General features: G+C 64.9%; 17 protein-coding genes. 5 read left to right on the plus strand and 12 right to left on the minus strand.

All coding sequences use genetic code 11. The features are described from left to right. Positions 1-616, minus strand: a 616-nt coding sequence (locus B8446_RS11430; protein WP_241767758.1) for an SH3 domain-containing protein, incomplete at its 3' end; no start/stop codon positions are given. Here B8446_RS11430 and xdhA point away from each other — a divergent pair. The 3 genes from xdhA (at position 615) to xdhC (ending at position 5,420) form a co-directional block, all read left to right on the plus strand. Next, positions 615-2,063 (plus strand): xanthine dehydrogenase small subunit, encoded by a 1,449-nt coding sequence (xdhA, locus tag B8446_RS11435; RefSeq protein ID WP_048849728.1) that lies wholly within the window; start codon positions 615-617, stop codon positions 2,061-2,063. The genes B8446_RS11430 and xdhA overlap by 2 nt on opposite strands. Then, on the plus strand, positions 2,056-4,461 hold the full coding sequence (gene xdhB, locus B8446_RS11440; RefSeq protein WP_084712293.1) for a xanthine dehydrogenase molybdopterin binding subunit: 2,406 nt from the start codon (positions 2,056-2,058) through the stop codon (positions 4,459-4,461). Before xdhA ends, xdhB begins: the two co-directional genes overlap by 8 nt. Before the next feature lie 134 nt (positions 4,462-4,595). Then, positions 4,596-5,420, plus strand: coding sequence for a xanthine dehydrogenase accessory protein XdhC (gene xdhC, locus B8446_RS11445; RefSeq protein WP_048849758.1), 825 nt, complete (start codon positions 4,596-4,598; stop codon positions 5,418-5,420). Between the two features lie 381 nt (positions 5,421-5,801). On the opposite strand, the gene B8446_RS16280 is transcribed toward xdhC, so the two are convergent. After that, positions 5,802-6,863: a hypothetical protein gene (locus B8446_RS16280; protein WP_048849730.1), complete on the minus strand. Its 1,062-nt coding sequence runs from the start codon at positions 6,861-6,863 to the stop codon at positions 5,802-5,804. Between the two features lie 194 nt (positions 6,864-7,057). On the opposite strand from B8446_RS16280, the gene B8446_RS11455 reads away from it, so the two are divergent. Then, positions 7,058-8,110 carry a serine/threonine protein kinase gene (locus tag B8446_RS11455; RefSeq protein ID WP_048849732.1) on the plus strand — a complete coding sequence of 351 codons (1,053 nt, stop codon included), beginning with the start codon at positions 7,058-7,060 and terminating at the stop codon, positions 8,108-8,110. Positions 8,111-8,119: 9 nt separating this feature from the next. Here the strand turns inward: B8446_RS11455 and B8446_RS11460 are convergent, their stop codons facing one another. After that, positions 8,120-8,497: a hypothetical protein gene (locus B8446_RS11460; protein WP_048849734.1), complete on the minus strand. Its 378-nt coding sequence runs from the start codon at positions 8,495-8,497 to the stop codon at positions 8,120-8,122. Positions 8,498-8,521: 24 nt separating this feature from the next. Then, positions 8,522-9,724, minus strand: coding sequence for a hypothetical protein (locus B8446_RS11465; RefSeq protein WP_048849736.1), 1,203 nt, complete (start codon positions 9,722-9,724; stop codon positions 8,522-8,524). A 253-nt stretch (positions 9,725-9,977) separates the two neighbouring features. On the opposite strand from B8446_RS11465, the gene B8446_RS11470 reads away from it, so the two are divergent. Continuing rightward, positions 9,978-10,847 (plus strand): tetratricopeptide repeat protein, encoded by an 870-nt coding sequence (locus B8446_RS11470; protein WP_084712295.1) that lies wholly within the window; start codon positions 9,978-9,980, stop codon positions 10,845-10,847. Here B8446_RS11470 and B8446_RS11475 read toward each other — a convergent pair. The 8 genes from B8446_RS11475 to B8446_RS11510 all read right to left on the minus strand — a co-directional run bounded on the left by B8446_RS11475 (position 10,778) and on the right by B8446_RS11510 (position 17,971). Continuing rightward, positions 10,778-11,521, minus strand: coding sequence for a hypothetical protein (locus tag B8446_RS11475; protein ID WP_048849739.1), 744 nt, complete (start codon positions 11,519-11,521; stop codon positions 10,778-10,780). The genes B8446_RS11470 and B8446_RS11475 overlap by 70 nt on opposite strands. Continuing rightward, positions 11,518-12,966 (minus strand): type II and III secretion system protein family protein, encoded by a 1,449-nt coding sequence (locus B8446_RS11480; RefSeq protein WP_048849740.1) that lies wholly within the window; start codon positions 12,964-12,966, stop codon positions 11,518-11,520. The genes B8446_RS11475 and B8446_RS11480 overlap by 4 nt, the downstream gene beginning before the upstream one ends. A gap of 44 nt (positions 12,967-13,010) precedes the next feature. Continuing rightward, the gene (locus tag B8446_RS11485) at positions 13,011-13,805 is read right to left on the minus strand and encodes a response regulator transcription factor (RefSeq protein WP_158507580.1); all 795 of its coding nucleotides are present in this window, start codon (positions 13,803-13,805) and stop codon (positions 13,011-13,013) included. A 52-nt stretch (positions 13,806-13,857) separates the two neighbouring features. After that, the gene (gene sctV, locus B8446_RS11490; RefSeq protein ID WP_048849744.1) at positions 13,858-15,990 is read right to left on the minus strand and encodes a type III secretion system export apparatus subunit SctV; all 2,133 of its coding nucleotides are present in this window, start codon (positions 15,988-15,990) and stop codon (positions 13,858-13,860) included. Next, the gene (locus B8446_RS11495; protein ID WP_048849746.1) at positions 15,987-16,322 is read right to left on the minus strand and encodes a tetratricopeptide repeat protein; all 336 of its coding nucleotides are present in this window, start codon (positions 16,320-16,322) and stop codon (positions 15,987-15,989) included. The genes sctV and B8446_RS11495 overlap by 4 nt, the downstream gene beginning before the upstream one ends. Before the next feature lie 4 nt (positions 16,323-16,326). Continuing rightward, the gene (locus tag B8446_RS11500; RefSeq protein ID WP_048849748.1) at positions 16,327-16,704 is read right to left on the minus strand and encodes a hypothetical protein; all 378 of its coding nucleotides are present in this window, start codon (positions 16,702-16,704) and stop codon (positions 16,327-16,329) included. 30 nt (positions 16,705-16,734) lie between these two features. Continuing rightward, positions 16,735-17,628 carry a SctD/MshK family protein gene (locus B8446_RS11505; RefSeq protein ID WP_048849751.1) on the minus strand — a complete coding sequence of 298 codons (894 nt, stop codon included), beginning with the start codon at positions 17,626-17,628 and terminating at the stop codon, positions 16,735-16,737. 121 nt (positions 17,629-17,749) lie between these two features. Continuing rightward, entirely contained in the window at positions 17,750-17,971 is a 222-nt protein-coding gene (locus B8446_RS11510; protein WP_048849753.1) for a hypothetical protein, read from the minus strand. Between the last annotated feature and the right edge of the window lie 444 nt (positions 17,972-18,415).

Here is an 18,415-nt window from a genome sequence, read left to right on the forward strand (position 1 = left end):
GCTCGCGCGGCCCCCCGCCCATGACGGGACCACGACCGAAGCCGCCACCTTGCGGTCCAAAGCCCCGCGGCCCCATGCCGGGACCGCCGGGTCGTCCGCCCCAGCGATCATTCGCCGCATACCAGGGCTCATGGCGGTAATGCGCGCCCCAGTAGGACCCGAAGGCAAAGCCCAGAAGCGGCAGGCCGATCACCGGCCCGTAGGTCTCGAGCGGCGCAGGCGCATCGTTGTACAGCAGCTCGACCTGATTGCCCGCGGCCCAGCCACGATACGGGCCGTTGGCCACGTCACACCAGCCCCAGCCCGACTGACAGCCGAACACCTCGACCGGCGTGCCCGGCGGCAGCGACACGACCACCGGATAGGCCGGCGACGGCCCGGCAAACATCGTCACACCTCCCGGAACCACACCCGGCGCGGCCAGCGCCTCCGATGCCACACCCAGCAGACCGGCCAGGCAGAGGGCCCGAACAACCCGATTTCTCACGACACACCTTACTCCCACCGCGCCTTCGCGGCCTGTCTCCATCTGGCACCCCGAACGCGGCGAAACAATGACCCGACCGCCATTTGCCGCTTGCGCGCCGAGCCGGACCTCGCTGTAGGGTACAGCCATGACCAATGCGATCCGTTTCTGGCTGGGCAACGCCCCCTGCACCGTGACCGGCCCCGAGGCCGCCATGAGCCTGCTCGACTGGCTGCGGCTGAACCGTGCCCGCACCGGCACGAAGGAGGGCTGCAACGAAGGCGACTGCGGCGCCTGCACGATCCTCGCCGTCCGCCTCGACGCAGACGGGGAAACGCTTGTCTGGAAGGCGCTGAACGCCTGCATCCAATACGTCTACATGCTGGACAACACACAGATCTTCACGATCGAGGATCTGGCGGGCGGCTATCCCGCGGGCAATGCCGCAGCGCCCGCGCTGCATCCGATGCAGACCGCCATGATCGACCATGGCGGCTCCCAGTGCGGCTTCTGCACGCCGGGCTTCATCATGGCCATGACCGCCGCCGCGACCGATCCCGCAACCGGCGGCCCGGACGCGCTCTCCGGCAATCTGTGCCGCTGCACCGGCTACGCCCCCATCCTGCGCGCTCTCGAAGAGGCCACGCCGGCCACGAAAGCCTGGGCCGACACCCTCGGCACCACGATCCGCGACCGGCTCCGCGCGCTCGATCGCACCACCCCGCTGCACATCGACGCCGGCGCCACCCGGATCGACATCCCCCGCACCGCCGATCAGCTCGCGGAGCTGTGCGCATCGCATCCCGACGCCACCCTGCTCGCCGGCGCCACCGATATCGGCATCTGGATCAACAAGGGCGGCAGGACGCTTCCCCATGTCATCCTCACCACCACCGCCACCGACCTGAACACGATCAGGGAGGACGACGTCGGCCTGACCATCGGGGCCGCAGCCACGTGGGAGCAGGCCCTGCCCGCCCTCACCCGCCTGCTGCCTGCGGCCGAGCCGACCCTGCGCCGCCTCGGCGGCCGTCAGGTCCGCGCGGCCGGCACCGTCTGCGGCAACATCGCCAACGGCTCCCCCATCGGCGACGGGCCGCCGATCCTGATCGCAGCCAACGCCACCCTCACCCTGCGCCATGGCAATTCCCGCCGCACGCTTCCGCTCGAGGACTACTTCATCGACTACGGCAAGCAGGATCGCAGGCCCGGCGAATTCGTCGAAGCCGTCCATGTCCCGCACCAGCCCGAGAGCCTGTTCCGCACCTGGAAGATCTCCAAGCGCCACGATCAGGACATCTCCGCGATCCTCTGCGCCTGTCGCCTGACCGTGACGGACGGCCTCATCACGGACGCCCGCATCGCCTTCGGCGGCATGGCCGCCACGTCGAAGCGCGCCCCCCGCGCCGAGGCGGCTCTGACCGGCACACCCTTCGATGCCACGGCCCTCGCCCGCGCGCAGGACGCCATCACCCAGGATTACGCCCCCATCTCGGATTTCCGCGCCTCCGCCGCCTATCGCCTGACGGTCGCCCGCAACCTCATGACCCGGCTGCATCACGCCCATCTCGGCCAGGAGGAGAGCGTCCATGCTTGAGCGCAGCCCGAAGCCTGTCGTCGAAAAGCCGACACTGCATGAAAGTGCCGCCCTCCACGTCACCGGCACCGCCACCTACATCGACGACCTGCCGGAACCGCGCGGCACCCTGCACCTCGCACCCGGCCTGACCCGGATCGCGCATGGTCGTCTGGTCTCGATGGACCTCTCGGCCGTCCGGGCCGCACCCGGCGTGATCACCGTCCTCACCGCCGCCGACATCCCCGGCCAGAACGACACGAGCCCGATCGGCGCCCATGACGAGCCGTTGTTCGTTACCGACAGCATCACATCCGAAGGCCAGATCCTGTTCGTCGTCGCAGCCGAGACGCGCGCGCAGGCCCGCGCCGCCGTCCGTCGCGCCGTAGTCGAGACGGAAACCCTCGATCCGATCCTCGACATCGACACCGCCCGCGAAGCCCGGGCACCCTGCGCGGTCCCCGGCCGCACCATGACGCGCGGCGACGCCGAAGCCGCGATTGCCGCAGCGCCACGCCGGCTCTCGGGCCGTATCGTCATGGGCGGGCAGGAGCATTTCTACCTCGAAGGTCAGGCAGCGCTCGCTCTCCCCGGCGAAGGCCCGGAAATGATCGTCTGGTCCTCGACCCAGCATCCGACCGAAACGCAGGCCATGGTCGCCCACCTGCTGGACGTGCCCGCCAACACGATCACGGCCAGCGTCCGCCGCATGGGCGGCGGCTTCGGCGGCAAGGAAACACAGGCCAACCAGACAGCCTGCCTCGCAGCGCTCGTCGCCCACCACACGCGCCGTCCCGCCCGGCTCCGGCTGGATCGCGACGACGACATGGTCATGACCGGCAAGCGGCACGACTTCGCCATCGACTACACGGTCGGCTTCGACGACGACGGGAAGATCCACGGCGTGGACATGCTGCTGGCCTGCCGCTGCGGCTGGTCGGCCGATCTGTCCGGCCCCGTCATCGACCGCGCGCTCACCCACGCCGACAACGCCTATTTCTATCCCGCCGTGCGTCTGCGCTCGCTGCCGTTGCGCACCAACACCGTCTCCAACACGGCCTTCCGCGGCTTCGGCGTGCCGCAGGGCGCACTCGCCGCCGAACGCGTGATCGAGGAGATCGCCTTCGCAACCGGGCTCGACCCCAATACGGTCCGCCTTCGCAACGTCTATGAAAACGGCCAGCTCACGCCGTACCATATGACGGTGGAAGACAGCATCACGGCCGCCATCCTGACCGACCTCGCCAGACGCTGCGGATACGATACCCGCAAGGCCGCACTGCGCGCCTCGAACGCGAAAGCCGCGGAAGAGGGCAGGGTGCTGCGCCGCGGCATCGCCATGACGCCCGTGAAATTCGGCATTTCGTTCACGGCCACGCACTACAACCAGGCCGGTGCGCTCGTGCACGTCTATACGGACGGCTCCGTGCAGATCAATCACGGCGGCACGGAAATGGGGCAGGGGCTCCATACCAAGATGATGCAGGTGGCAGCACGCGTCTTCGGGCTGCCGCAATCCGATATCCGCCTGACCGCCACCACGACCGACAAGGTTCCCAACACATCGGCCACCGCCGCCTCGTCGGGTGCCGATCTCAACGGCATGGCGGTGCTGGATGCCGCAACGAAAATCCGCGACCGCATCCGCGATTTCGCAGCCGAGCGCTATAACGCCGATCCCGGAACGATCCGCTTCCATAACAGCGAAATCCACATGGAAACGGGGCAGGGGACGCTGGTCGAATCCTTCGCGGCCGTCGTCAGGCAGGCCTATCTCGCCCGTGTGTCGCTGTCCTCCAGCGGCTTCTACAAGACGCCCGAAATTTCCTGGGATCCCGCAACGGGCCGCGGCCATCCGTTCTATTATTTCGCCTACGGCGCCGCCTGCGCCGAAATCGTCATCGACACGCTGACCGGGGAATATCGCATCGATCGCGTCGATATTCTCCATGACGCCGGCCTGTCCCTGAATCCGGAAATCGATCGCGGCCAGATCGAAGGCGGCTTCGTGCAGGGGGCAGGATGGCTCACCATGGAAGAACTGGTCTGGGACAAGAAAGGCGCGCTCCGCACCCACGCGCCCAGCACCTACAAGATCCCGACGGCCTTCGACATGCCGCGCGTTTTCAACGTGGCCCTGCTGGAAGACGTACCCAACCGCAAGGCCACCATCTTCCGCTCCAAGGCCGTCGGCGAGCCGCCCTTCGCGCTCGCCGCCTGCGTCCTGTTCGCGCTCTCCGATGCCGTCGCAAGCCTCGACGACCACCGCACCTGCCCGCGCCTCGATGCCCCCGCCACACCGGAGACGGTGCTGGCCTGCATCGAACGTCTGCGCGCAGGAAAAAGCGCCACAGGCCATGGAACGAAGATCGAGGTTCCGGCAACGGACGCCGATCCGGTAAGGGATCCAGTGGGGTAGGGAGAACCTTCTGTTCTGTAGAAAAGGAAGCAAAAATACTTTTATTCGGAAGAAGCCCCAGACTGTGCTCCAACCAGAGCTTCCAAAACGGATAAAAGTTTTTTGGTTCTTTTTCCCAAAAAAGAACGATGAAAATGGCCATCACACCCCTCGCCCGTACCCTGAACATCTGGCAGGCCCAAGGCGATCCCATCGCCGAAATCCGCATCACCCACGCGCGCGGCTCCACTCCTCGCGAAACGGGCGCCTGTCTGCTCGTCACCCCCACTGAAATTCACGGAACCATCGGCGGCGGCCGCCTGGAATCGGACGCGATCGACAATGCGCGCCGTCTCCTTCGTGGCGAAAATATTCTCGAAAATCACGAGATTTCTCTGGGTCCGTCGATCAACCAGTGCTGCGGCGGCCATGTCAGCCTTTCCATCACACGCCTTGATGCTGCGGGGATCGAGGCGCTGCGTGCCGAAGATGCAAAGAGTTACGCCGCACGCCCCACCATCCTGCTGTTCGGCGCAGGCCATGTCGGTCGCGCCATGGCGGCTGCCTTCAGCCTGCTGCCTTTCCGCCAGATCTGGATCGACAGCCGCGCCCAGGAATTCGGCCCCATCCCGCCTAACACCGAGCCCCGCATCACCACGGATTGGCAATCCGAACTGGCCCAGGCCCCGCCCGGCAGCGCCGTCCTCATCCTGACTCACAGCCACACGCTGGACGCCCTGATCCTGGAAGCCGCCCTCCACCGGACGGACCTCGCCTATCTCGGCCTCATCGGATCGAAATCGAAAAGAAAACGCTTCGAATCCGCCCTGATTGCGTCGGGAATCTCCGAAGATCGGGCCCGATCCTTCACCTGTCCGATCGGCGCCAACCCCACCGGCGACAAACGCCCGGAAATCATCGCAGCTTTCGCGGTGACGGAAGTGGCAGGATGTTTTCTTCGCCCGACAAGCCGAAAATAACCGCACAACTCATGCGCTGCCCAAGGTCAGCTGCCGCTCTCATTCCTGACACGGAGCACAGGCGCGCAGAGTCCGCATTGTAGTCGTCCCGCCAGGGATCGTTTCCACGTCCCACGCAGGCTCAATGAAAAGCAGCGGTAGAGCCAAACCGCTTGCGTGATGAAATGCGCCGGGAGACGGAACCCGCAATACGGGGTGCCGGATATCTCGGTCGTGACATCAAACCCGGGCTCGCCAGGATCAATGTTCGCCAACCTGACAAAGCCGCGCCACGACGCGTTCGCACCCGGCCGTAATCACCAAGGCCCTCGATCAATTGTCTCCAAGGCCGGGGCCGAAGCGACGCAGCGCACCACGCTTCCCTCAAGGGCGCGTCAGCAATCAGGCATTCCCGAAAGTTGCATGATACGTCTGGCTACTATCCTGCGCCATGGTCATCGGGTTTTCACCCGCACCGTTCCGATCGTCATCGGGATGGATGTAGACGCTGCCCGTTCCGCCGAGCTGGTTTTCCATGTAGGCGCCGCCGTCCTGCATGCTCTGGGTGCTGCCGTCATACCAGCCGGCAATCGTGGGCAGCCCGCCGGAATCCTTGGTCACGATGTCGGACGGCGCATCAGCCGCAATGCTCTTGGTCTCGCCGGCAGACCGGCCGTGACCGTCGTTGACCGCAATTGCCGCGTTGTCGCCGTCGATGTCGCTGACGTCATCGTTGTTCACGCCGTTGCTGTCCGCATAGAACTCGAGACGGCTGGCCGTCGGCTGGTAGTTGCCGGAGGAATCCGCTTCCGCATCGAAACCGCCCTGCCCGTTCTCATAGCGCAGATCGCCCGTCTGGCCGGGCTTGAGATCGATTTCCGCAGACGGCGTCGTGGTCGAGCCGCCGTTGAGGAATTCGCCGATCTTCTCGTCATGCGTGCTGGTGTTGGTAATGACCGTATCGTTTGGGCCTGACCCGGCCGATGTCGTCGATGTGGCCGTATCCGACTGCGTGGGCGTGCCCGACGACGCGGCCGAGGTGGAGGTGGAGGCCGGGGTGGAAGTCGTATCAGCCGGCGTCGTGGACGCGGATGTCGTCTTGTCGACGGGCGTCTCGGCTATCGTGCCGGATGCCTGAGGAGCCGAGGTCGGATCGCCCGCAGCCGACGAGGCGGCGGGCGCTGCCGCCGCCGTCGTGTCCGTCGGCGCGGAGGCGGACGGCGTGCTGCCGGGTACTGTGATGTCAGGCGTGGACCCGCCGCCGCTCTGGTCCTGACCGGATGTTTTCTGATTTTCGATCGCCTGCAGCAGGGCTTCGAACAGCGCCGCGAGCTCGCTCAGTTCGCCGTCGCCCGAATCCTGCCCTGTGCCGATGCCGGTCACAGACGAGGATGAGGCGCCCGTCTGCAGGGAGGATGACCCGAGCGGGTCCAGATACATCGTCGAGTCCGATACGTCCGTCATCTTGCACCTGCCAGCAAAGAGCCGCAATTTTTCATCTCGAGACCCACGCTACCGCAGCAAGCTGACGCGATCCTGACGGGCACCGCGAATGCGGCAGGCGCGCACCGAACATGCGGCCGGGGATTGCGCGGCCTGCGGGCGGCGGCAATAACTGCTGCCACACCGGCATGGACCGGAACACGAGGACACGCGTCATGTCAGGCGATCACCGGCTTCCGGACAATTCGCCCTATCGATACAAGGTCTCCGCCTTTCTTCACCGCGATCGCCGCGGCGTGCTCCTGGCAGGTCTCGACCGCATCACAGGACAGGCTGTCGCCCTCCGGCAGATCGACCTGCGCCAGTTCGACGGCCGCGAGCGAGCGTCCTATCTCGCAGGGCTGGAGCGCGACATCGCCGCCGCGACGACGTTCCACCACCCCGCCGTGGTGCAACCCCACAGCCTTCATGTCGAAGGCGACGATGCCTTCATCGTCATGGATCCGCTCGACGACGCCGCAGCCCTCGAGACGAGAGGGATCTATCCTGCCGAGACCGCGCTCGATCTCGTCTGTCAGGCGCTCGATGCCCTGACCCGCGCCCACGAGCGGCGGGTTCTGCTGCATGAACTGCGACTGCGCAATTTCTTCGCGACACCGGACGGGCGGCTCCGCATCATCGAGTTCGGACTGGTGCCCGGCGATGTCGGCGACGTGCTGGATGCGCAGAAGGCCCGCGCGGAAGAGGCCGCGCTCATGTCGCCCGAACATTGCGTCGGGGAGCGTGTCGGGCCGCGTTCGGATGTGTTCTCCGTCGGATGCATTCTCTATCGCCTGTTGACCGGAACATTGCCGTTCGCCGGTCCCGATTACACGACGACGGTCGCGCGCATCGTCTCGTCCGCGCACCCGCCGTTGCAGGAGCGACATCCAGCCATACCGGCGGCCCTCGTGACCGCGATCGATCGTGCGCTCGCCAAGAAACCGGAAGACCGGTTCGAGTCCGCGGCCGCCTTCGCTGCGGCGCTGCGCCATGCGATGGCACCCGTGCCCGACGTCCCGCCGGACGCCCCGGCCACGCCCGGTGAGATCGAGGCGATCGGACGCGCCCTGATCGACGTCGCGGGGCCCCTGACGCCGGTCCTGCTTGCCCGCATGACTCAGGACGCGCCAAGCCGGTCCGTCCTGATCGAACGCTGTCTGGAAACATGCGCCGAGGACGCCGATATTTTCCGGACCCGGCTCGAAATGGCGGATGAGGATCCCTAGACGGCGGGATCAGGCCGCGTCGTTCGCAGCGCCCACAAGTCGAACGGCCATCCTGAGGCTGCGTCTGATCCGGTGCAGCCCTTGCGTCAGCAGATCGAATTCATCCCGATCCATTGAAACGACCGCGCCATCTTCCTGCAGACCGCGGCTGATCGCATCTGTTTCGCGGGCCGCGTGGTCGATCCTGACCAGAATCCGCCGGTCGACCCATGCCCCCAGAGCCCCGATACCGGCAAGCCAGATCAGCGCGGGCCACGCCACGAGCGCCGAAAACGGCACATGCACATGATACAATATCCGAACGGACAGGGCGTTCAGGAGGATGCAGCCAAGCCCCGCCGTGACGACGAAGGCGAGAACATGAACGAAGCGTCGTCGAAGGATCATGCCGCGCCGCCGTCTCGCCCGGGTTTAGAGCAGGCCCAGACGGCCACCACCGGTGCCGTTGTTGTTCTCGGCCATGCCCGCGACGTTGCTGGCGTAGTCGAGCGCATCATAACCGTCGGACGCAATGTTCTGGATCGTCTGCAGCACAGACGTTCCGCCTTCCTCGGCGGCTTCCGCACCGGCGGTGGCCCCGGCCTCGCCCGCGCGGGCTGCCGTTTCAGCACCTTCCATCTCGGGTGCGGCTTCGGGCGCCACGATCAGCGCCGCATCACTTGCAACTCCCATGAACGCGCCGCCGAGATCCTTCAGACCCTCGGATGTGTTGCCCTTGGCGAACTGATCGATCGCGCCCACGCCGTCCGTCACCGGCGAGACGAGAGAGGACATGAAATTGCCCAGCCCGTTCTCGAACTTGTCCCATCCCTTGGATGCGCTGGAGCTGCCACGAGCGATCGTGCCCTGACCGAACTCGGCCTGGAACGCGTCCGCATCCTTCGATGAGATCTTGCCTTTTCCCATGCTCCCCAGCTGACTGCCCAGCATGGCGGCATCCGAATCGGAAAAACTGCCGCCCAGCGTGCTCGATTCCTGACCCGCCGCGACGAGGTCTTCCGCCATCGCGTTTCCGTCCTTGGACTTGGCATCCTTTGCAAACTGCTGCGCCAGGGCGGGATCGGTCTCGGACAGGTCGGACATGACCTGCTGCACGCCGGACTGCAGCGCGCCCTGGCCTGCGTCGAGCACGCTCTCCTTCTGCGTCCCGTCGGATGTCTTGGACTTGATGCCCTTGATCATCTGCGCAAGCGGCGAAATATCTTCGAGAAATTTCAGGATCGCATGGCCTGCGCGCGTCTGGCCGCCCTTGATGTAGCTCCCGCCGAGGGCCGCTTCCGCGTCGGATTTCACATGCTTGTTGATCTTGCCGCCGCCATTGTCGTTGGCGAGAGACTGCGCGCCCGACACGGCATCGACCGCCTGCTCCTTCGTCAGGTCGCCTTCCTTATAGGCCTGCAGTTCGTCCTCGACGAGCTGATTGCCGTTGCCGGAGTGGCCGTCCGTCATGATCTTGGCAAACAGCATCGGGTCGCTCTGCTCGACCTGATCCATGCCCTGTTCGAGATCCTGATTATAGGCGGCATTCTTGTCGGTCTTGGTGGTCTGGGCCTCGTGCTGGCCGAGCATCTCGGTCCCGGACCCTGCACTGCCAACTGCCGTATCGATCCGCATGATCTCGCTCCACAGGAATGCAAACGTCCCAATCGCTGTCGTGCAGGCTATCGGGAAAGCCTGACGTCAACCTGACCGGTGGCGGATCAACCCCGGGCTCTGCAGGCACCACCGTGCCCGACGTCCCCGGAGCCCTGAGGGCCGCCGCGACATGACTGGTCTTGGACTGCACGATCTGCTGTAACACCTCTCGGCGCGTCCCCGGGGGCCGCACGCCCCGTCTCGATCCAGCAGGGAGACCTTTTTGCGTATCATGAGACGTACCCCGCATCGGACGCGGCTTTTGAGTCTCGCCCCCTGCGCACTCGCCGCGATGCCGCTCCTGCTGACCGGTTGCGTGTCGAATGTCCCGTCGAACAGGGCAGCCATCGCCCGGGAACGGCAGGCCGCCCAGGATCCCAGGGCAATGGTGCATATCGGCGACGCCGCGCGCGACCAGGGTGATCTCAAGACGGCCATTTCCTTCTACGGCCGCGCGGCAGCCCTGCGCCCGCAGGATCCGGCCTACGTCACGCCGTATGCGGAAACGCTTGCCGCGACCGGCGAACTCGGACAGGCCATGGCTGTCATCCGGCAGGCGCGAACCGGCGCGGACGCCCAAAGCGACCTCAGGTTCATCGTGCTGCAGGCCCGGCTGCTGACATCCTCGCAGCGGCCGCTGGATGCAATCGCGATCCTCACCCCCGCCATCGCCCGCCATCCAGACAGTGCCACGCTGCAGATCGGCCTTGGAATTGCACTGGATAACACGCGGGATTTCACGCATGCCCAGGCGGCCTACCAGCGCGCGCTGGCGCTCGATCCATCAAGCCTGGCTGCGGAGAACAACCTCGAACTGTCGATCGCCCTTGCCGGCAATCCGCAGGAGGCTCTGACGGGGCTGGATCGCCTGCGCAACAAGGCCGTGGGGCGCGGCGCATCGGACGCAACACTTGCGACGATCGACGGTAATCTTGCGATTATCTACGCTCTGCTCGGCGACCTTCCGAATGCACGCCGCGTGGGCATGGGGGCGGTCGCCAACACGCGCGAGCTGCGCGACAACGATCGCTTCTACTCGCTCCTGGCCCCGACCGACAGCGGCGCGCCGGACAGGAGCGGATTGTCGGCCACTCCCGACTGAGCAGTCCCGGTGTCCGGCGTGGACGATGCGCCGCCGGAAGCCGTCTGCGTGGCACCACCGGATGCGGCGCCGCCCTGCGCGCCACCGGACGAGCCGCCGCCTCCGCCTGACGATCCGCTGTCCCCCTTGCGGTCTCCACCGGCCTCCCAGATTTCGACCACGTGGCCGAAACGCGCCCCGCTCGCCGCCTGCAAATGTGCCGGCGCCACAAGGTCGCCGGGATCGGACAACTCCGCCGCCAGCGCGCGCGCCTGCGTGCACTGGCCCAGGGCAGTCATGCTGTTGGACACATCCCCGAACCAGGAACGCCGCAGGGCACTCGAACAATCCGGAACGGCCACCGTGTAGGCGCGCAGCAACATGACGCTGTTCGCATCGACAACAGTTCGAATACGCGCCGGATCGACCCCGGCCTGCCTGAGCTGCGCGGCTGCCTGCGCCGCGAGCCGCGGATCGCGGGCATTCAGCACGACATGGACGCCCTGCGCGCCACCAAGCGCCGCAACCGCGCGGTCCACCTCGGCCGGCACAGCGCCATCGGACAGCATCGTGCGGTTTTCGATCTGCCCCATGAGAAGCGGCGGGGACGCCGCGTGCTGGATCGCCTGATTTTCATTGCAGGCGGACAGTCCGAGTGCGAGCCCGAGCAGCGGCAGGACAGAACGGCGGCTCATTGATACATGAACCCGCCGGCCCCGATCAGATGGGGAGAGCGTTCAGGATCGGCCGAAGGGTGCGTCGCAACGGCGGTACGGTTGAGCAGAAGGGATTCGAGCGCCGTGGTCGGACGGACAAAATCGGTCGGCAAGGCCGGCACATGATCGCCGGGATGCACGATATAAGCCGTCACCACGATGATGAGCTCGCTTTCATTGTGCTGAAACGAGGTGGAGCGGAACAGCGCACCCAGAACCGGAATATCACCCAGGCCCGGAACTTTCGAAATCGCATTCTGCATCTTGTTGGAAATCAGACCGCCGATTGCGAAACTCTGGCCGGACGCAAGCTGGATCGTCGTATCGGCCTTGTTCGTCTCGATCGCCGGCACGGTCGAACCCGTGGTGCCCGGAAAGGAATAGGCCCCGTTGGCGGCATCCGTCGTGATCGAGCTGACTTCGGGCGCCACGTGCATCGAGATCGTGCCGTCCGACAGCACGGTCGGCGTGAAGGCAATGCTCACGCCATAGCTCTGGTAACTGATCCCCACCGTGCCGAAGCCCTGCGGGATCGGCACGGGGAACTGCCCGCCCGACAGGAACGTCGCGGCCTCGCCGGACATAGTCGTCAGGTTCGGCTCCGCCAGCATGGTCGCAAGCCCCTCCGATGCCATGGCATCGAGCGTTCCCGTCACGGATCCATGACTGTTGCTGTAAGATCCGGAAACGCCGTTGAAACTGCCCGCAGCGTCCGAAATGAGATTGGGCGCGCCGCTCAGACCACCGGTCGCGGCACCGAGTGCGAACGACCCCATATTGTTGAAAACCGTGCTCCAGTCGAAGCCCAGTTCCTGCGAGACGCTGCGCTGCACCTCGGCCACCCGCACGCGCAGGCTGACCTGCACCGGTTCGGTTACCGCGAGCCGGTCGAGCACACGGCCGCCGCGCCCGGCATACTGATGGGCCATTTCATCGAGATGAGCCGCGGCCTGGGCGTTCGGCACACGCCCCGACAACACGACCCCGCCGGGCGATGACTGCAGGCTCACGCCCTGGGCACCCTCGGCGGTCACGGCGTGGTCCATGGCCTCCATGTCCGGGCTGACCGTGACCTGCGTGGAAAAAACGGTGCGTCCGGCACGATCGAGCGCGATGACGGTGGTGCGACCGACTTTCTTGCCGAAGACGAACAGCATGTCGTGCGGAAGATACTGCGTATCCATGATCCCGGGGTCGGCGATCATGATGTTGGCCACGGGCCGCGACAGCCGCACGATCTGCCCCTTGCCGACCGTCACCGCCAGATCATGTCCCGCACCCACGTCGACCACGCCGGGAGCCGCGCGCGCAGGATCGCGCGCCTGAGCCATGGCCTGCGGGCAGGACGCAGGCAGCACTTGCGCCAGCATCGCCAGCAGCCCCGAGGCCATCAGCAATCCAGTCCTCGGGGCGAACATCGTCATCCGGTCTCCGTTCGGGCAGCCTGTCTCCCGGTCGCGCCTTGCGATCAGGCGGAGCACAATGCCCTGGCTGTCGCACGCTTTGCCACGGCCGGCGTACGAGCGGAAGCGGACGGCGCCACACGATCATGCCGCGGACGCGCAACACAGGCACGGGCACCCGCCGCCTCGCGGGATACCAGACGATATCCGACCCCGCGAACGGTCTCGATGGTCAGGGAGGAATCCGCGTTCATGAGCTGCCGCCGGATCCGGCTGACACGCACTTCCAGCGAATTCGGGCAATAGGCGGCATGTGCGCCATAGACGTCATGCTCGAGGCCGGAGCGCGAGACGACCCGGCCCTGACGCCGCAGCAGCGCCTCCAGCACATCGGTCTCGCGCCGCTGCAGGGGCAGCAGCGCCCCCGAGACACGCACCTCCCGGCTCTGCTTGCACAATGTCAGGTCTTCATACTGATGCAGGTCGATGATCGTGCCGCGCGGACGACGCAGCACGGCGCGCACGCGCGCCACAAGCTCGCGCGGGTTGATGTTCGAACACACGCTGTCGTCCGCCCCGGACTCAAGGGCGAGGATTCGATCGTCCTCGTTGTCCGTCACCATGATGACGAACGTGCCCTCGTTGTGGCAGGCCTGTGCCGCGCGCTGGCGCAACCAGTCGATGCCGTCCGCCGATCCGACATAACGCGTGCGCAAAATCAGATCGTATTCGTTGGAGGCAAGGGCCTCTCGCGCATCGTCCATATCGTCGAATATGTCGGCCATGAAACCGGACGTATGAAGAGCACGTTCGGCGTCCCGGGCCATCGCAGCGTTCTTCAACAAGATCATCAGTCTCATCTTCATTCCTCCATCAGAACGTGCGCGCACGCTCGACGATCAACAGACGGCTCTACTGCGCTCTTGCAGACTCGACCGCGCCGGCCGTGCCGGCCAGCTCGATCGACCCGATCGGATGGATCGGAAAATCGTCGGCCAGATCCTGGTAAGACAGGACACCATTCTCGAACCCGTTACGGACGAGGAAGCCGCGGACGAACCGCCGCACATCCATCGACGTCACCACGACAGGCAGCCCGTGACCGGAACCGCGCGCCATGTCAGGTGCGAGATTTTTCCGCAATACGGAGAGAAAACGCTGGGACGCGTCCGGATCGAGCGCGAGATACGCGCCACCCGGCGTGTCGCGCACGGCCTGGCGCACGACCTGTTCCGCATCCTGACCGAGCACGAAGGCCGCCAGCGTCTTCTGGACACCGGCATGACGATGGCAGATCTGCCGCGACAGAGCCTGTCGGACATGTTCCACCAGCATCAGCGGCCGGGCTTCCTTGTCACCCCATTCGACAAGTGTCTCGAGAATGAGGCGCATGTTCCGAAGCGAGACTTCCTCCTCGACAAGACGACGGAAGATCTCGGCGAGCCGCTGCATCGGCACGACCCGCGTCGCCTCGCGCACGAGATCGCCATATTCGGATTCCAGACGCTGGACCGTCTGACGTGCTTCCTGCAGGCCGATGAAGCGGGTCGCGTGCTTGCGAAGGGCGGATCGGAAGCGCGTCGCCATGATGCCGGCCGCGTCGTGATAGCCGATCCGGGCCGCCTTCAGACGCGCTTCCTGCGCGGCAGGCACCCAGATCGACGCATCGCGCCCCAGAATCGGATGACCGGTCTCGCCTTCGATTCCCGCGAGATCGAGATGCACCGGATCGTCATGCAACAGCAGATATCCCGGCTTCAGCTCATGCTGCTCGACCGGAACATCCTCGATCTCGACTGAAAAACGATAGGCATCGCCATCATGGTCCCGACGCACGCGGGGTTTGGGACAACGCACGCCCAGCTCACCTTCGACCTCGGCCGCCGCCAGAGCCAGAAGCTGATCCAGACGCGCGCGCTCCACGTCACGATCAAGCGACGATGAAAGTGTGATGGCGATCAGGGGCGCAAAAGCCTCCTGCGCGTCGATCGTCCGTTTCATGGCACCTGTGGCCTTGGGACGCGCATCCAGAACATCATCCGGATCGATCTCCGGCACCTTCGACCTCAGACGCGCGCGCAATGCCGCCCAGTCCGGCTTGCTGCCCAGAAGGAAAAGAGCGGACAGCGCCAGGAAGACCGGTTTCGGAAAACCCGGGACAAGCGCCATGACAAGCAGCATGAACGCTGCGACGCGCAGGGCGCCGCGATGGGCCGTCAGCTGGCGGACCATGTCGCGACCAAGATCGGTATCGTGTCCGCCGACGCGGGTAACGACGATGGCCGCCGTGATGGACAGCAGAAGAGCCGGGATCTGCGCGATAAGCGCGTCGCCCACCGTGAGCAGCGTGTAGGTACTCATCGCATCGCCGATCGCCATGCCACGCTGCACGGTGCCGATGCCGATACCGCCGACGAGATTGACGACGATGATGATAAGTCCTGCGATGGCATCGCCCTTGACGAATTTGAGCGCGCCGTCCATCGCGCCATGCAGTGCACTTTCGCTGGCCAGTTCCTGCCGGCGGCGCCGTGCCTCGGCCTGATCGATGTCGCCCGAGCGCAGGTCGCTGTCGATACTCATCTGCTTGCCGGGCATCGCATCGAGCGTGAAACGCGCCCCCACCTCGGCGACGCGTTCGGTGCCTTTCGTCACGACGATGAACTGCACGGTCGTCACGATGGCAAAGATCACAAGACCGACGACGATATTTCCGCCGATCACGAATTCACCGAACGTCTGCACGATCGTCCCTGCATCGCCGGACGTCAGGATCAGTCGCGTGACCGTAACCTCGAGTGCCAGACGAAACACCGTGGAGACGAGAATAAGCCCCGGCAGCGCCGTCAGATCCAGCGGCGACCGCAGATAGACCGCAACCATGATCAACAGAACCGACAGCGCCAGATTGCAGCCGATCAGCATGTCAGCCAGGGCGGCCGGCATCGGCATGATCAGCATGCCGACGGTCAGGGCCAGAACGGCAACCAGCGCAAGATCCTGCCTCTGCCCTGCGGTCCGGCAGAAAGACAGAAACGGCTTCATGCCGCGTCACTTTCCGGCAGCGCCTGCGTATAGTTTTCAAAACTGAGCCGCGCTTCGTCGATCCGCCCGAGCCGATGCAGCGCGCGCGCCCTCAGCAGGCTGTCTCCGTGAATATCCTGTCCCGCCAGATGCGACACACGATCAAGCACGACGAGCGCAAGTTCCGCCCGGTCGACCGTCGTATAGACATGCGCCAGCAGGCGCAGACAGACGCAGTCATCGGGATTTTCCGCGGTCACGAGAAGAAGAAGCGGAAGCGCGCGCCATTCCCGATCGCTGCAGATGTAAAGATAGGCGAGGGAGAGCAGCAGTTCGCGCTGATCGCGATCCATGACCTTATCCGCCGATCAGGCTGTCGCGTTGACGACGAAGATGTTCGATATTTCTCAGCTCCAGACGGACGGATTCCAGACCGCCCGGAACGACGGGTGCTGAATCGCCACGCGAGACCGCCCGCGCCTCGAGACGCTGAAGCAGCGTCTGCCGTCGATCCAGTTGCAGGATGGACGGATTGCTGATCCGGGGCATGATATGTGTGAACAACGCACCGATGACGCCGGGCGGATCGATGCCTTCAGGCCGCACATCGCGTCCTGAGATCGCCGCCTGAAATCCCTGCATCTCGACAGCCGTCGGCGCGTCCGGGGCATCGGCGATATTGCGCTCGATGGCTTTGTCGAGGCGCAGCGTCGGACCTGATTCGACTCTGTTCAACACGGCTTTACTCCCTGTCCCGGTCGATCTTCAGTAACGGAAAATTGAGTTTCGACCATTGTGAGCAATAACGATTGAACCATTGGCGATAGAGACGACGCGATAACCGTCCTGTACTTCAGACCCTACAGCGTAGCGTTGCCCATGCACGACGATATTGGCGCCTGTACCATCCCAGACAGACTGGAGCGGTAGTACAAACTCGGATGCTAACGATTTCTTAACATTTGGCAACAAGACGTAGCGTTGTCCATATGCACTGTCAAACCACTGTTCAACTTTCTGCAATGCGTCCCATTGGGCAGGCTCGACATCGCCCTGGATGGTCACAACCCCCGTCTTCGCGGTGATATCGATCCCGCTGACATGTGCCGCCCGCAAGGCATCGGCGACCTTGCTGCCAAGTTCGTCGTCGCTCAACAGCACATCCTGATCCGCGCGGATGACGGGGTGCGACGGCACGGCGCTTGTTGCGACCACGGCATGCGCGACAGTCACCGGCCAGATCATCAGCTTGATCAGGAATGCACACAGCGCGGCGCCCAGGACACCCGCGATCAGCGCGGTCGTCGATCGACCCGCCACAAGCCGTGACATGGCAGCAGACATGACGCCCGCTTGAACAGGCGCATCCTGAACAGCCGTGACCTGCTCGTAAAGAATTTCAATCCTGACCGGACCGACGTCGATTGTGGCCGGCGCTGTGAGGGCGCGATTATCGTTGGGCGCGAGCGTTACACCATCGATCCGAACGCCTTCCGCCAGCGCGCCCACCTGAAGCGAACCATCGTCCTGTCGCTTGAGCGTCACATGGCGTGCAGCCAGCCCATCGTCGAGAAGCGCCACACTGGCAGCGCCGTCGCAACCGATCGTCAGAAGCTCATCCTGCAGTTCGCATGACGCATCCGCATGGATGCCGTTCATGACGCGCAGATGACACCGTACCTGATGGGACTTCGAAATTTTTATGACCCGCATTCAAGATGAGCGGACGCCCGCATCGGCCGGAGGGCGCGACGCGGGCCCGGATCGAGTGGGCGGCTGTTCAGTCCTTGGCGACAGCGGACTTGGCGTTGCTGGCCATCGTCTGCATGAAGTTGTTGGCCTGGTTCTGCGCGTCGGAGATCTGCGTGAGGTTCTGCTCAGCCTGCATCTGCTGGGCGAATTCCTGAGCGCCGAACTCGGCCGACTGGTCCTGCATGGCGCTCATCTGCGCCATGATGCTGCTCTGGGTCGAGTCGGTGCTGGTCGAGCTAACGTCGGTCATAGTACTCGTCTCCGTTTTTCGGTTTCCATCGTCAGATCTGCTGATCCGACCCCAAGTCAGACACGCGGCACCACGCCACCCGCCTCAACCCAGTCTCATGACAGCGTCGCGTCGCACAGGTCGTGCAATACGAGGGGACTTTCCAAATATGTCTTTTTTTGGATTATCCCGCACATTTCGCGATGCCGAATTCTTTTCCCCGGGACTGTGCGCTGCATCCGGAGCGCCACGGTCCCGACGCATCGCGGATGCAGCGCACATCTCTCCCGATCGTTCAGGCACTGGCGAGCGTCTGCTCGGCAGTGCTCGTGTTCATGGTGCCGCCCGCGGCCTGCGAGGCCAGGCTGCTGGCCGTGCCGGCGAGACTGCTGTCGCCCGATGCGCTGGCCTGTTTCGCTAGCGCATTGAGGTTGTTCGCAATCGACTGGCCCGATTCACCCGCCT

Origin of the sequence: Tanticharoenia sakaeratensis NBRC 103193 (assembly GCF_000963885.1) — a bacterium.
Lineage (GTDB): Bacteria > Pseudomonadota > Alphaproteobacteria > Acetobacterales > Acetobacteraceae > Tanticharoenia > Tanticharoenia sakaeratensis.

Coding starts and splice junctions, on each gene's coding strand:
- xdhA (WP_048849728.1), top strand. CDS start 615: ATGACCAATGCGATCCGTTTCTGGCTGGGCAACGCCCCCTGCACCGTG.
- B8446_RS11460 (WP_048849734.1), bottom strand. CDS start 8,497: ATGATCCTTCGACGACGCTTCGTTCATGTTCTCGCCTTCGTCGTCACG.
- B8446_RS11475 (WP_048849739.1), bottom strand. CDS start 11,521: ATGAGCCGCCGTTCTGTCCTGCCGCTGCTCGGGCTCGCACTCGGACTG.
- B8446_RS16280 (WP_048849730.1), bottom strand. CDS start 6,863: ATGACGGACGTATCGGACTCGACGATGTATCTGGACCCGCTCGGGTCA.
- B8446_RS11505 (WP_048849751.1), bottom strand. CDS start 17,628: ATGAACGGCATCCATGCGGATGCGTCATGCGAACTGCAGGATGAGCTT.
- B8446_RS11470 (WP_084712295.1), top strand. CDS start 9,978: ATGAGACGTACCCCGCATCGGACGCGGCTTTTGAGTCTCGCCCCCTGC.
- B8446_RS11480 (WP_048849740.1), bottom strand. CDS start 12,966: ATGACGATGTTCGCCCCGAGGACTGGATTGCTGATGGCCTCGGGGCTG.
- xdhB (WP_084712293.1), top strand. CDS start 2,056: ATGCTTGAGCGCAGCCCGAAGCCTGTCGTCGAAAAGCCGACACTGCAT.
- B8446_RS11465 (WP_048849736.1), bottom strand. CDS start 9,724: ATGCGGATCGATACGGCAGTTGGCAGTGCAGGGTCCGGGACCGAGATG.
- B8446_RS11485 (WP_158507580.1), bottom strand. CDS start 13,805: ATGAGACTGATGATCTTGTTGAAGAACGCTGCGATGGCCCGGGACGCC.
- B8446_RS11455 (WP_048849732.1), top strand. CDS start 7,058: ATGTCAGGCGATCACCGGCTTCCGGACAATTCGCCCTATCGATACAAG.
- sctV (WP_048849744.1), bottom strand. CDS start 15,990: ATGAAGCCGTTTCTGTCTTTCTGCCGGACCGCAGGGCAGAGGCAGGAT.
- xdhC (WP_048849758.1), top strand. CDS start 4,596: ATGGCCATCACACCCCTCGCCCGTACCCTGAACATCTGGCAGGCCCAA.
- B8446_RS11495 (WP_048849746.1), bottom strand. CDS start 16,322: ATGGATCGCGATCAGCGCGAACTGCTGCTCTCCCTCGCCTATCTTTAC.
- B8446_RS11510 (WP_048849753.1), bottom strand. CDS start 17,971: ATGACCGACGTTAGCTCGACCAGCACCGACTCGACCCAGAGCAGCATC.